Below are 12606 nucleotides of genomic sequence, written 5' to 3' on the forward strand. Positions count from 1 at the left end.
GAGGTCTGACATGTATCTCGCTGCGGAAGGCGCGCACAACCCGATCCTGCCGATCTGGCAGGAGATCGTCGTTGGTTCGATCTCCTTCGCCCTGCTCGTCTTCATCCTGCTGAAGTTCGTCATGCCGCGCATGGAGGCGATGTACCAGGCACGGGTCGATGCGATCGAGGGTGGCCTCAAGCGTGCGGAGGCGGCCCAGGCCGAGGCGAACCAGCTGCTCGAGCAGTACCGCGCGCAGTTGGCCGAGGTGCGTACCGAAGCCGCCAAGATCCGTGACGACGCCCGCTCCGACGCCGAGGGGATCCGACAGGACATCCTCGCCAAGGCGCGGGAGGAGTCCGAGCGGGTTGTCGCCGCGGGCAAGGAGCAGCTCATCGCCGAGCGGGCCACCATCGTGCGCGACCTGCGTGCGGAGGTCGGCGGTCTCGCTGTCGACCTGGCCAGCCGGATCGTGGGGGAGTCGCTCGCCGACGAGGCCCGTCGCAAGGGCACCGTCGAGCGTTTCCTCACCGATCTTGAGAGCGCGGGGGCCCGCTGATGCACGCCGCCAGCCGGGAGTCGTACAAGGCAGCCGTCGAGCGGCTGGAGGCCTACACCCGCGGCGCCCAGCCGCAGGCGGTCGCCGCCACCGCCGACGGCGTCCTCTCCGTCGCGGATCTGCTGCGGCGGGAGGTCCGGCTGCGCCGGGCGCTCTCCGACCCGGCACGGTCCGGCGAGGACCGCGCCGGTCTGCTCGGCACCATGCTGCGCGGCAAGCTCGACGAGCAGGCGCTCGACCTGACCAGCACGTTGGTCGCCAGCCGCTGGTCGGCACCGTCGGAGTTGCTCGACGGCACCGAGCGGCTCGGTGTGGAGGCGCTGCTGGCCAGCGCCGACGCCACCGGTGACCTCGGAGAGGTGGAGGACGAGCTGTTCCGGTTCGGCCAGTTGGTCGCCGGGCAGCCGCAGCTCGCCACCGTGCTGACCGACCCGATCGCGCCGCTGGCTCAGCGCGCCGGGCTGGTTCGTGAGCTGCTGGTGGGCAAGGCCCACCCGGTGACGGTCCGCCTGATCGAGGTGGCTCTCTCCGGGTTCGGCGGACGCTCCTTCAGCGGCGCGCTCACCCGACTGGTCGAGCTCACCGCCGACCGGCGGGACCGGCAGGTCGCGTACGTGACCGTGGCGGCCCCGCTGGATGACGCCGAGGAGCAGCGGCTGGGCGCTCGACTCGCCGAGCTATACGGTCGACAGGTCGACATCAAGCAGACGGTCGCCCCCGAGATCCTCGGTGGCATGAGCGTCCGGGTCGGTTCCGACCTCTACGACGGGACGATCCTGCGCCGACTCAACGAGACTCGTAACGCGTTCGCCAAGCGCTGACGGCTCCCGCGAAGCACCTGAATGACAGACGCCATTCGGACCGGTCGGTACTAGGTATCCCCGGGCCCCTGAATTTTAAGGAAGCAGAGGATGGCCGAGCTGACCATCTCGACGGAGGAGATCCGCGGCGCCCTGGAGCGCTACGTCTCCTCCTATTCGCCCGACGTCTCCCGCGAGGAGGTCGGCACCGTCGCCGACACCGGTGACGGCATCGCCCACGTCGAGGGCCTGCCCTCGACCATGACCAACGAGCTCCTGGAGTTCGAGGACGGCACGCTCGGCGTGGCGTTGAACCTCGACGTCCGGGAGATCGGCGTCGTCGTTCTCGGTGACTCCGCCAAGCTGGAGGAGGGGCAGCGCGTCAAGCGCACCGAGCGGGTTCTCTCCGTTCCGGTCGGCGACGCCTTCCTCGGCCGCGTGGTCAACGCGCTCGGCGAGCCGATCGACGCGCTCGGCGACATCGCCAACGAGGGCTACCGCGAGCTGGAGCTGCAGGCTCCGAACGTGATGGCCCGGCAGTCCGTCGACGAGCCGCTGCAGACCGGCATCAAGGCCATCGACGCGATGACCCCGATCGGTCGGGGCCAGCGGCAGCTGATCATCGGTGACCGGAAGACCGGTAAGACCACGGTCGCCCTGGACGCCATCCTCAACCAGCGGGACAACTGGCGTACCGGCGACCCGAAGAAGCAGGTCCGCTGCATCTACGTCGCCATCGGCCAGAAGGCCTCCACGATCGCCTCCATCAAGGGGCAGCTCGAGGAGGCGGGCGCGATGGAGTACACGACCATCGTGGCCTCCCCGGCCTCCGACCCGGCCGGCTTCAAGTACCTCGCCCCGTACACCGGCTCGTCCATCGGGCAGCACTGGATGTACGGCGGCAAGCACGTTCTGATCGTCTTCGACGACCTGAGCAAGCAGGCCGAGGCGTACCGCGCCGTGTCGCTGCTGCTGCGCCGCCCGCCGGGCCGTGAGGCGTACCCGGGTGACGTCTTCTACCTGCACTCCCGCCTGCTGGAGCGTTGCGCGAAGCTCTCCGACGAGCTGGGTGGCGGCTCGATGACCGGCCTGCCGATCATCGAGACGAAGGCCAACGACATCTCGGCCTTCATCCCGACCAACGTCATCTCGATCACCGACGGCCAGATCTTCCTGGAGACCGACCTGTTCAACCAGGGCGTTCGTCCGGCGATCAACGTCGGCACCTCGGTCTCCCGGGTCGGTGGCGCCGCGCAGGTGAAGCCGATGAAGAAGGTCGCCGGTTCGCTGCGGCTCAACCTGGCCCAGTACCGCGAGCTCGAGGCGTTCGCCGCCTTCGCCTCCGACCTGGACAAGGCCTCCCGGGCCCAGCTGGACCGCGGTTCGCGCCTGGTCGAGCTGCTCAAGCAGCCGAACTACTCGCCGTACCCGGTGCAGGAGCAGGTCGTCACGGTCTGGGCCGGCACCGAGGGCAAGCTGGACGACGTCCCGGTGGGCGAGGTCCGTCGCTTCGAGTCGGAGTTCCTCCAGTACCTGCGGCACAAGCACGCGGGGGTGCTGGCCGGGATCGCCGACAACCAGTGGAACGACGACATCATCGGCTCCCTGGACAACGCGATCAGCGAGTTCAAGAAGGTCTTCCTCGGCAAGGAGGACGAGCCTCGGATCAACGACGCGCCGGCCAAGCCGCTCGAGGGTGACCAGAGCCGCGAGACGGTGACCCGCTACCGCGACGGCGCGCCCGCCGGCTCGGCCGAGAGCTGATCCCGTGGCGGCCCAGGTACGCGTTCTTCGTCAACGGATCCGCTCGGCGAAGTCGATGAAGAAGATCACCAAGGCGATGGAGCTCGTGGCGACGAGCCGAATCGCCAAGGCCCAGGCCCGGGTGCAGGCGTCCCTGCCGTACGCCCAGGCCATCACCGGTGTGCTCACGGCGCTGGCGTCCAACGCGCGGATCGACCACCCGCTGCTCACCCCGCGCGAGCGGGTGCGGCGGGCGGGCGTCCTGCTGGTCACCAGCGACCGTGGCCTGGCCGGCGGCTACAGCTCCAACGCGATCAGGATGGCCGAGTCGCTGATCGCGCGACTGAAGGCGGACGGCAAGGAGCCGGTGCTCTACGTCATCGGGCGTAAGGGCGTCGGGTTCTACCGGTTCCGTGACCGGCCGATCGAGGCGAACTGGACCGGGTTCAGCGAGCAGCCGTCGTTCGAGGACGCCCGTGCCGTCGGTGAGACGCTGATCAAGGCGTTCACGGCCGGCGCGGACGACGTCGACGGCGGTGCCGGTGCGGACGGGGTGCTCGGCGTCGACGAGTTGCACATCGTCTACACCGAGTTCCACTCGCTGATGACGCAGACCCCGGTCACCAAGGTGATCGGTCCGATGCAGGTGGAGGACCGGCCGCGCTCCGAGGGGCTGCTGCCGGCGTACGAGTTCGAGCCGGAGGCGGAGGCGCTGCTCGACGCGCTGCTGCCGAGGTACATCAACACGCGGATCTACGCGGCGTTGATCGAGTCGGCGGCGAGTGAGTCGGCGGCACGGCGGCGGGCGATGAAGAGCGCCACCGACAACGCCGAAGAGATGATCGAGAAGTACACGCGCGAGATGAACTCGGCTCGCCAGGCCGGGATCACCCAGGAGATCAGCGAGATCGTCGGCGGCGCCAACGCGCTGGCCGCGTCGGGAAGTGAAGTGTGATGACTGCACCAGTAGAGACCAAGACGGCCACGGGTCGCGTGGTCCGGGTCATCGGCCCGGTCGTCGACGCCGAATTCCCGCGCGACGCCATGCCGGCCCTGTTCAACGCCCTCAACGTCAACGTGAACCTGTCCAGCGGTGAGAAGACGCTGACTCTGGAGGTCGCCCAGCACCTGGGTGACAACCTGATCCGCGCCATCTCGATGCAGCCGACGGACGGCCTGGTCCGCGGCGCGGAGGTGCGTGACCGCGGCGAGCCGATCACCGTGCCGGTGGGCGACGCGGTCAAGGGCCACGTGTTCAACGCGATCGGCGAGGTGCTCAACCTCAAAGAGGGCGAGACCCTGACCCCGGACGACCGGTGGGGTATCCACCGCAAGGCCCCGGCCTTCGCGGACCTGGAGCCGAAGACCGAGATGCTGGAGACCGGCATCAAGGTCATCGACCTGCTCGCCCCGTACGTCAAGGGCGGCAAGATCGGCCTGTTCGGTGGCGCGGGCGTGGGCAAGACGGTGCTCATCCAGGAGATGATCACCCGTGTGGCCCGCAACTTCGGTGGTACCTCGGTCTTCGCCGGCGTGGGTGAGCGCACCCGTGAGGGCAACGACCTCATCGCCGAGATGACCGAGTCCGGCGTCATCGACAAGACCGCGCTGGTCTACGGCCAGATGGACGAGCCGCCGGGCACCCGGCTGCGGGTGGCGCTCTCCGCGCTGACCATGGCCGAGTACTTCCGGGACGTGAAGAAGCAGGAGGTGCTGCTCTTCATCGACAACATCTTCCGCTTCACCCAGGCGGGTTCGGAGGTCTCCACCCTGCTCGGCCGTATGCCGAGCGCGGTGGGTTACCAGCCGACCCTGGCCGACGAGATGGGCGAGCTCCAGGAGCGGATCACCTCCGTCCGGGGCCAGGCCATCACGTCGATGCAGGCGATCTACGTGCCGGCGGACGACTACACCGACCCCGCCCCGGCCACCACGTTCGCCCACCTGGACGCGACCACCAACCTGGAGCGGTCGATCTCCGACAAGGGCATCTACCCGGCCGTGGACCCGCTGGCGTCCTCGTCCCGGATCCTCGCCCCGGAGTTCGTCGGCGCCGAGCACTTTCAGGTCGCGACCGAGGTGAAGCGGATCCTGCAGCGCTACAAGGACCTGCAGGACATCATCGCCATCCTCGGCATCGAGGAGCTCTCCGAGGAAGACAAGATCACCGTGGCCCGCGCCCGGCGGATCGAGCGCTTCCTGTCGCAGAACACCTACGCTGCGGAGCAGTTCACCGGCGTGCCGGGTTCGACGGTCCCGATCAAGGAGACCATCGAGGCGTTCCGCAAGATCAGCGAGGGCGAGTACGACCACTTCCCCGAGCAGGCGTTCTTCATGTGCGGCGGTCTCGAGGACCTGGAGAGCAAGGCTGAGGAACTGATGAAGAGCTGACAGCTCGACCAGAGCTGACACAAAAGACTGCCCCGGCAATGCCGGGGCAGTCTTTTGTTCATCTTCGCGCCTTACCATCGTCGCGGTCCGTTACTCGTGGTCGGCGCTCGGGCGACCGGCGAGATACGGTCGTTGCGCGCGTTCACCCGAACGAGCGTTGTTTTTTGCAACCTTTCGGCGACGCGCGCCCGTCTTCTACTCGTGGGCGTGACGAACGGAGATGCTCGTGGGTAAGGCCGGCAAGAGTGGCCGCAAGTCGTCGATCTGGCGGGGCGTGCCGCGCTGGGCTCGGGTCTGCACGGTGTTCGGCACTGTGTTGACCATGCTCAGCGGGATGGTGCTGGTCGGTACCGAGGTGCTGATGGCCCGCTACGAAGGCGCGGTCGGCAAGGCCGACCTCTTCGGTGACCAGGCCGCCGGCGCCCAGGCGAAGAAGAGCGAAATCAAGGGTCCGCTCAACATTCTGCTGGTCGGCATCGACCCGCGTACGCCGACGGCGGCGCCGCTGGCCGACTCGATCATGGTGCTGCACGTGCCCGCCTCGATGGACCGGGCCTACCTGTTCTCCGTGCCCCGCGACCTGTACGTCGACATCCCGCCGTTCAAGAAGGCCAACTTCCACGGCGAGAAGACCAAGATCAACGCCGCCATGTCGTTCGGCAGCCAGGTGCCGGGGGAAAATCCCGACGCGGCGCGCGGCTTCGAGCTGCTGGCCACGACGGTGCAGAAGGTGACCGGCATCAAGCGGTTCGACGGTGGCGCGATCATCAACTTCACCGGCTTCCAGAAGATCGTCGACGCGATGGGCGGCGTCACCATGACCGTCGAGCGGGAGGTGAAGTCCGAGCACAAGCAGCCGGACGGCAAGGCCCGTCCGGGCAATCCGCGCGGCGAGGGCTACATCGGTCCGCAGGCGGTCTACCCGAAGGGCACCCACCACCTCAGCGGGTGGCAGGCGCTGGACTACGTCCGGCAGCGCTACCCGAAGAACGGCGTCCCGGACGGGGACTACGGCCGGCAGCGGCATCAGCAGCAGTTCGTCAAGGCGATGGTCGGCCAGGCGTTCAGCGCCGACGTGGTCGCCAACCCGATCAAGCTGGACAAGGTGCTCCGCGCCGCCGGGCAGTCGCTGATCTTCAACGGTCGGGGCAACAGCGTCGTCGACTTCGGGATCGCCCTCAAGGACATCCGCCCGAACACCATCCAGATGATCAAGCTCCCCGGTGGTGGGGTCTACGACGGCAAGAAATACAAGGGTGAGCAGTTCGAGGCAGGCGTCGCGGACTTCTTCACCGCCCTGCACAATGAACAACTGGACCCGTTCCTGTTGGAGCACCCGGAATTCCACAACAAGGCGAAGTAGTCGTGGCGCAACTCTCCCCACCCGCGTTGGGGGCGGGTCGTCGTCAGGACTAGACTTTCGGAAATCCGCCCGCCGCAGCAAGGAGACAGCGTGGCACAGCAGCTGCACGTCGAGCTCGTCGCCGTCGAGGAGAAGGTCTGGTCCGGTGACGCCGAGATGCTCGTCGCCCGGACCACCGAGGGTGAGCTCGGTGTCCTGCCGGGGCACGCGCCGCTGCTCGGTCAGCTCGCCGAGCCCGGTCAGGTCCGGATCAAGCTCGCTGGTGGTGAGCAGATCTCGTACGACGTGGCCGGTGGCTTCCTGTCGGTGAGCCCCGACCGTGTCACGGTGCTGGCCGAGAGCGCTACCCCGGTTTCCGCGCAGAGCCACTGAGTCGTACCGGGGATGGAGATCGTCGAAGGAATCGGGATCGGCGTCGCCGTCGTCCTCGTTGCGATTCTCGTCCTCTTCGTCCGCCGGGCGTTGGTCACCCGCACTGGTGGCATCATCCGGCTCAGCGTCCGGGTCACCACCATGCTCGACGGCCGCGGCTGGTCACCGGGCTTCGGCCGGTTCGCCGGTGACGAGCTGCGCTGGTACCGGATGTTCAGCTTCGCGCTGCGGCCCAAGCGGGTGCTCTCCCGCAAAGGGCTCGCGGTGGAGCGCCGCCGTTTGCCGGAGGGCCAGGAACGGCTCTCCATGCCGGCAGACTGGGTGATTCTCCGCTGTACCAGTCACCACGCACCGGTGGAGATCGCCATGGCGCGGTCGACAGTGACCGGTTTCCTCTCTTGGCTCGAGGCCGCCCCTCCGGGGGCGGTCTCGCCGCGTATGGCCTCCCAGGACTGGCCGGCTGCCTGAGCCGCGGCTCCGGTCGCTGGCCGGCGTGACCGACACGGAATCGCCGATCTGGGGCTGTCCTGCTGTCGTGATACCCCAATATCGGCGACCCCGTGTCGATCAAGAGGTCGGTGCTGAGGGCTGAGCGCAGCCCTGCCCGGCGAGGAGCCGCCCCCAACTACGCGTGGCGGCGGCCAGATCGGGAACCCACACCTCCACGTGCCGGCGAGGCGCCCACGATCAGCGCTTGCCGCCCGGCACCCATAGCACATCGCCCGCCGGATTTGCCGTTCTTGACAGGATGAAGAGCAGATCGGAGAGCCGGTTGAGATACTTTGCCGGGAGCGGGCTGGTTCGCTCCGGATCGTGGCTGACCAGTGCCCACGCGGCCCGTTCGGCACGCCGGGCGATGGTCCGCGCCACGTGCAGGAGCGCCGCACCGGGGGTGCCGCCGGGGAGGATGAAGGAGTCGAGCTTGCTCAGGCGTGCGTTGTACTCGTCGCACCAGCCTTCCAGGCGCTCCACGTACTCCTCGGTCACCCGCAGCGGCGGATACTTCGGGTCCGGCTCGACCGGGGTGGCCAGGTCGGCGCCCACGTCGAACAGGTCGTTCTGGATCGACTCCAGCACTCCCCGCAGTTCGTCGTCGAGCTGTCCCAGGGCGAGCGCGACGCCGATCGCCGCGTTGCACTCGTCGACATCCGCGTACCCGGCGATCCGTGGATCGGTCTTCGGCACCTGCTCGTTGTTACTCAGCCTGGTCATGCCGGCATCGCCGGCCTTGGTGTAGATGCGCGTGAGGTGGACGGCCATGACGCACAGCCTACGGATACCGGATCTGACGATCCCTGCGCGGCCGGACACCACTGCCGGCTGGCCGGCAGTGGTGGGTCCCGGCGACGCCGGCGATCCGGCGGTCAACGATGTCGACGTCATCCGGGTGCGCGGTGATGCCCGGCTGGCCGGCACCGTGCACGTGGTGGGCGCCAAGAACTCGGCGCTGAAGTTGATGGCAGCCGCGTTGCTCGCCCCGGGTCGGAGCGTGATCACCAACGTCCCACGGATCACCGACATCGCGATCATGGGGGAGGTGCTGCGCCGGCTGGGCTGCGACGTCCGGTTCGACGCGGACGACCCGGTCGACCCGATGGTCGCCCGAGGTGGCGTAGCCCGGTCCCGCTCGGTGACGATCGACGTGCCCGAACAGCCCGGCGCGGACGCGGACTACGACCTGGTCCGGCGGCTGCGCGCGTCGATCTGCGTGCTGGGCCCCCTGCTGGCCCGTCGCGGGTTCGTGCGGGTGGCCCACCCCGGCGGCGACGCGATCGGCTCCCGTGGGCTGGACATGCACATCTCCGGGCTGACGCGGATGGGCGCGGAGATCTCCGGCGAGCACGGGTTCGTCATCGCCGCCGCCCCGCACGGCCTGCGCGGCGCGGACATCATGCTGGATTTCCCCAGCGTGGGAGCGACCGAGAACCTGGTGATGGCGGCGGTGCTGGCCCAGGGCACCACGATGATCGACAATGCGGCCCGGGAGCCCGAGATCGTCGACATCTGCACGATGCTCAACCAGATGGGCGCGCGGATCTCCGGCGCCGGCACGTCCACCCTGCGGATCACCGGCGTACCCGGGCTGCGCCCGGTGCGGCATGCCACCGTGGGGGACCGGATCGTCGCGGGCACGTGGGCGTTCGGAGCGGCGATGACCAGGGGCGACGTGACGGTGACCGGGCTGGACCCGGCCTTCCTGGAGGTCGCGCTGGACAAGGTCGTCGCGGCCGGCGGCCTGGTCGAGACCCGGGCAGACGGCTTCCGGGTACGCATGGACGACCGGCCCCGGGCGGTGGACGTGGTGACACTGCCGTACCCCGGCTTCGCCACCGACCTGCTGCCGATGGCCATCGGGCTCGCCGCCGTCAGCGACGGGGCGTCCCTGATCACCGAGAACATCTTCGACGGCCGCTTCATGTTCGCCAACGAGATGATGCGGCTCGGCGCGGACATCAAGACCGACGGGCACCACGCGGTCGTCCGGGGGCGCGAGCGGTTGTCCGGTGCGCCGGTGCGGGCCACCGACATCCGCGCCGGGGCTGGGCTGATCATTGCCGGGCTCTGCTCGGACGGGACCACCGAGGTCTCCCACGTGCACCACGTCGACCGGGGCTACCCGGATTTCGTGGCGGACCTGCGCGCACTCGGGGTGCCGGTCGAGCGGGGCACCGCGCCGGAGGAGCCGTCGCTGGAGATCTGACGCCGGCGGCTCTGGGGCCTCCCGACCGCCCCTTAGCCGTCGTTCAGGCTCGCCGACTAGGGTGCAGGCAGGCACTCAATCGCAGCGAGGGAGAAGTTAGATGGCGGGTCGACTCGCGGTCGTCGGGGCCGGACTGATGGGCTCCGGCATTGCCCAGGTGGCGGCGCAGGCGGGCTGGCAGGTGACGCTGCGCGACCTGGACGACGCGGCCACCTCCCGAGGGCTCGGCGGCATCCGGAAGTCGCTGGAGAAGTTCGCCGAGAAGGGCAAGATCGAGGCGTCCGAGGTCGAGGCGACGCTCGCCCGGATCACCCCGACCACCGACCTGGAGGCGGCGGCGGACGCGGACATCGTGGTCGAGGCGGTCTTCGAGCGGCTGGAGATCAAGCACGAGGTCTTCCGCGCCCTGGACAAGATCTGCAAGTCCGACGCGGTGCTCGCCACCAACACCTCGGCCATCCCGGTCACCCAGATCGCCGCCGTGACCGAGCGGCCCGAGGCGGTCGTCGGCACCCACTTCTTCTCGCCGGTGCCGATGATGCAGCTCTGTGAGCTGGTTCGCGGCTACAAGACCAGCGACGCGACGCTGGCCACCGTACGGGCCTTCGCCGAGGAGATCGGCAAGACGGTCGTGGTGGTCAACCGGGACATCGCCGGCTTCGTCACCACGCGGCTGATCTCCGCCCTCGTGGTGGAGGCGGTCAAGCTCGTCGAGTCGGGCGTGGTGTCGGCGGAGGACCTGGACACCGCCTGCCGGCTGGGCTTCGGGCACGCCATGGGCCCGCTGGCGACCACCGACCTGACCGGCGTGGACGTGCTGCTGCACGCGTCGAAGAACATCTACACCGACACCGCCGACGAGAAGTTCTTCCCGCCGGAGCTGCTCCAACGCATGGTCACCGCCGGCGACCTGGGCCGCAAGACCGGCAAGGGCTTCTACACGTACTGAGGTTCACGGCGGCCGGGGCGGGTGACCGCCCCGGCCGACCGGTCAGCCGTCGCGCTTGGTGGTCCAGCGGAAGGTGGTCAGGCAGAGCACCAGGCCGATCACGCACCACAGGGCCAGCACCAGCGCCACCCGGCCCAGCTCGAACGAGCCGCCCGGTTCCTGTGCGCCGAAGCTCTCCGGCAGGAAGACCGAGCGCAGCCCCTGGCACATCCACTTGAGCGGGAACAGCGCCGCCACCTGCTGCATCCAGGTGGGCAGTTCGGTGAAGACGAAGAACACCCCGGAGATGAACTGGAGCACCAGGGAGACCGGGGTGACCACCGCCGAGCCGCTGCGGGCCGTACGGGCCAGCGACGAGATGGCGATTCCGCACAGGGTGCAGGCGGTGACCCCGAGCACGGAGACCCAGCCGAAGGTGAGCCACTTCGCGGCGGTGCCCGGCAGGTCGAGGTCGAACAGCGCCACGGCGACGGCCAGCAGGAGCGCGGTTTCGACGATGCCGATCGCCACCACCATGATCACCTTGCCGGCGAACCAGACCCACTTCGGCATCGGCGTGCCCCGGTAGCGCTTGAGCACTCCCCGGTCCCGCTCGATCGGGATCCAGATGCCGAGGTTCTGGAAGCTCACCGTCATCAGGCCGGTCGCGATCATGCCGGTGATGAAGTACTGGGTGAACTTGACCCCGCCGCCGATCTCGCCGCCGAAGATCGACGCGAAGATCAGGATCATGATGATGGGGAAGCCCATCGTGAAGACCACGGACTCCCGACTGCGCAGGAACTGGGTGATCTCCAGCCGGCCCTGACGCAGGGCGAGCGCGCCCGCACCCGGCCGGCGCCCACGGCTCGCGGCGACCGGCGCCGCCGGCCTCGTCGTGGTCGTCATCGCGCGTGTCCGATCATGGTGAGGTAGATGTCCTCCAGGGTCGGCCGGGTCACGGTCAGCCCCGGGACCTCGCCGCCGTAGCGCGCGGCCAGGTCGGCCACGAGGGCCGTCGGCGTCGCGCTCTGCGCGCTCTCCAGCGTCCCGTCCGGGGTACGCCAGGACACCGTCGCCAGGGCCTCCTGCCGGTTGCCCAGCCGGTTCGGGGTGGCCACCTCGACCAGCCGGCCGGCGGTGATCACGCCGACCCGATCGGCCAGCGACTCCGCCTCGTCCAGGTAGTGGGTGGTCAGCACGATGGTGGTGCCCGCCGCCGCGAGGTCGCGGATCAGCTCCCAGAACTCGCGGCGGGCCTCCGGGTCGAAGCCGGTGGTCGGCTCGTCCAGGAAGAGCAGTTCCGGGCGGCCGATGATGCCCAGCGCCACGTCCAGGCGGCGCTTCTGCCCGCCCGAGAGGGTGTGCGTGCGGGCCTTGGCCTTACCGGCCAGCCCGACCCGCTCGATCACCTTGTCCGGGTCGTCGGCGTCGGGGTAGAAGCCGGAGAAGTGCCGGATCACCTCGGCCACCGTCAGCTCGTCGAACTCGCCGGTGCCCTGCAAGACGATGCCCACCCGGGAGCGCCAGTCCGGGCCGGGATGCGCGGGGTCCACACCGAGCACCGAGACCTCGCCGGCATCCCGGCCCCGGTAGCCCTCCAGGATCTCCACCGTGGTGGTCTTACCGGCGCCGTTCGGGCCGAGCAGGGCGAACACCTCGCCACGGCGGACGTCGAGGTCCACGCCCGCGACGGCCACGTTGTCGCCGTACGACTTGCGCAGTCCCCGAACTGAGATGGCCAGCTCGTCATCCATAGCGCCAGTGTCC

General features: G+C 69.1%; 13 protein-coding genes. 10 read left to right on the forward strand and 3 right to left on the reverse strand.

Annotated elements, in window-relative coordinates; translation table 11 throughout:
• Positions 1-10: 10 nt before the first annotated feature.
• From ABZ808_RS18720 to ABZ808_RS18755, 8 genes are all read left to right on the forward strand, one after another.
• The gene (locus tag ABZ808_RS18720) at positions 11-538 is read left to right on the forward strand and encodes a F0F1 ATP synthase subunit B (RefSeq protein WP_357007745.1); all 528 of its coding nucleotides are present in this window, start codon (positions 11-13) and stop codon (positions 536-538) included.
• Complete coding sequence (locus tag ABZ808_RS18725; protein WP_357008228.1) at positions 535-1359, forward strand: F0F1 ATP synthase subunit delta; 825 nt, start codon at positions 535-537, stop codon at positions 1357-1359. The genes ABZ808_RS18720 and ABZ808_RS18725 overlap by 4 nt, the downstream gene beginning before the upstream one ends.
• 90 nt (positions 1360-1449) lie before the next feature.
• Positions 1450-3102: a F0F1 ATP synthase subunit alpha gene (gene atpA / locus ABZ808_RS18730; protein ID WP_357007748.1), complete on the forward strand. Its 1653-nt coding sequence runs from the start codon at positions 1450-1452 to the stop codon at positions 3100-3102.
• Positions 3103-3106: 4 nt separating this feature from the next.
• On the forward strand, positions 3107-4036 hold the full coding sequence (locus ABZ808_RS18735; RefSeq protein WP_357007751.1) for a F0F1 ATP synthase subunit gamma: 930 nt from the start codon (positions 3107-3109) through the stop codon (positions 4034-4036).
• The gene (gene atpD / locus ABZ808_RS18740; protein WP_357007754.1) at positions 4036-5472 is read left to right on the forward strand and encodes a F0F1 ATP synthase subunit beta; all 1437 of its coding nucleotides are present in this window, start codon (positions 4036-4038) and stop codon (positions 5470-5472) included. The genes ABZ808_RS18735 and atpD overlap by 1 nt, the downstream gene beginning before the upstream one ends.
• A gap of 220 nt (positions 5473-5692) precedes the next feature.
• Positions 5693-6835, forward strand: a complete 1143-nt coding sequence (locus tag ABZ808_RS18745) for an LCP family protein (RefSeq protein ID WP_357007757.1) — start codon at positions 5693-5695, stop codon at positions 6833-6835.
• Positions 6836-6925: 90 nt separating this feature from the next.
• Positions 6926-7207 (forward strand): F0F1 ATP synthase subunit epsilon, encoded by a 282-nt coding sequence (locus ABZ808_RS18750; RefSeq protein ID WP_357007761.1) that lies wholly within the window; start codon positions 6926-6928, stop codon positions 7205-7207.
• 12 nt (positions 7208-7219) lie between these two features.
• Positions 7220-7675, forward strand: a complete 456-nt coding sequence (locus tag ABZ808_RS18755) for a DUF2550 domain-containing protein (RefSeq protein ID WP_357007764.1) — start codon at positions 7220-7222, stop codon at positions 7673-7675.
• A 219-nt stretch (positions 7676-7894) separates the two neighbouring features.
• Here ABZ808_RS18755 and ABZ808_RS18760 read toward each other — a convergent pair whose 3' ends face one another.
• Positions 7895-8467 carry a cob(I)yrinic acid a,c-diamide adenosyltransferase gene (locus ABZ808_RS18760; protein ID WP_357007767.1) on the reverse strand — a complete coding sequence of 191 codons (573 nt, stop codon included), beginning with the start codon at positions 8465-8467 and terminating at the stop codon, positions 7895-7897.
• Between ABZ808_RS18760 and murA the strand changes: the two genes are divergently transcribed.
• Both murA and ABZ808_RS18770 read left to right on the forward strand, forming a co-directional pair.
• Positions 8466-9908, forward strand: coding sequence for a UDP-N-acetylglucosamine 1-carboxyvinyltransferase (murA, locus tag ABZ808_RS18765; RefSeq protein WP_357007770.1), 1443 nt, complete (start codon positions 8466-8468; stop codon positions 9906-9908). The genes ABZ808_RS18760 and murA overlap by 2 nt on opposite strands.
• Positions 9909-10008: 100 nt before the next feature.
• Entirely contained in the window at positions 10009-10857 is an 849-nt protein-coding gene (locus tag ABZ808_RS18770) for a 3-hydroxyacyl-CoA dehydrogenase family protein (protein ID WP_357007773.1), read from the forward strand.
• 42 nt (positions 10858-10899) lie between these two features.
• Here the strand turns inward: ABZ808_RS18770 and ABZ808_RS18775 are convergent, their stop codons facing one another.
• The gene (locus tag ABZ808_RS18775; RefSeq protein WP_357007776.1) at positions 10900-11745 is read right to left on the reverse strand and encodes an ABC transporter permease; all 846 of its coding nucleotides are present in this window, start codon (positions 11743-11745) and stop codon (positions 10900-10902) included.
• The gene (locus ABZ808_RS18780) at positions 11742-12593 is read right to left on the reverse strand and encodes an ABC transporter ATP-binding protein (protein ID WP_357007779.1); all 852 of its coding nucleotides are present in this window, start codon (positions 12591-12593) and stop codon (positions 11742-11744) included. The genes ABZ808_RS18775 and ABZ808_RS18780 overlap by 4 nt, the downstream gene beginning before the upstream one ends.
• Positions 12594-12606: the final 13 nt, after the last annotated feature.

Source organism: Micromonospora sp. NPDC047527, assembly GCF_040643015.1.
Lineage (GTDB): Bacteria > Actinomycetota > Actinomycetes > Mycobacteriales > Micromonosporaceae > Micromonospora.

What these genes read in the sequence shown, in the direction of transcription:
- ABZ808_RS18720 (WP_357007745.1), top strand. Translation starts at nt 11, where the DNA reads ATGTATCTCGCTGCGGAAGGCGCGCACAACCCGATCCTGCCGATCTGG.
- atpA (WP_357007748.1), top strand. Translation starts at nt 1,450, where the DNA reads ATGGCCGAGCTGACCATCTCGACGGAGGAGATCCGCGGCGCCCTGGAG.
- atpD (WP_357007754.1), top strand. Translation starts at nt 4,036, where the DNA reads ATGACTGCACCAGTAGAGACCAAGACGGCCACGGGTCGCGTGGTCCGG.
- ABZ808_RS18745 (WP_357007757.1), top strand. Translation starts at nt 5,693, where the DNA reads ATGCTCGTGGGTAAGGCCGGCAAGAGTGGCCGCAAGTCGTCGATCTGG.
- ABZ808_RS18755 (WP_357007764.1), top strand. Translation starts at nt 7,220, where the DNA reads ATGGAGATCGTCGAAGGAATCGGGATCGGCGTCGCCGTCGTCCTCGTT.
- murA (WP_357007770.1), top strand. Translation starts at nt 8,466, where the DNA reads ATGACGCACAGCCTACGGATACCGGATCTGACGATCCCTGCGCGGCCG.
- ABZ808_RS18760 (WP_357007767.1), bottom strand. Translation starts at nt 8,467, where the DNA reads ATGGCCGTCCACCTCACGCGCATCTACACCAAGGCCGGCGATGCCGGC.
- ABZ808_RS18770 (WP_357007773.1), top strand. Translation starts at nt 10,009, where the DNA reads ATGGCGGGTCGACTCGCGGTCGTCGGGGCCGGACTGATGGGCTCCGGC.
- ABZ808_RS18775 (WP_357007776.1), bottom strand. Translation starts at nt 11,745, where the DNA reads ATGACGACCACGACGAGGCCGGCGGCGCCGGTCGCCGCGAGCCGTGGG.
- ABZ808_RS18780 (WP_357007779.1), bottom strand. Translation starts at nt 12,593, where the DNA reads ATGGATGACGAGCTGGCCATCTCAGTTCGGGGACTGCGCAAGTCGTAC.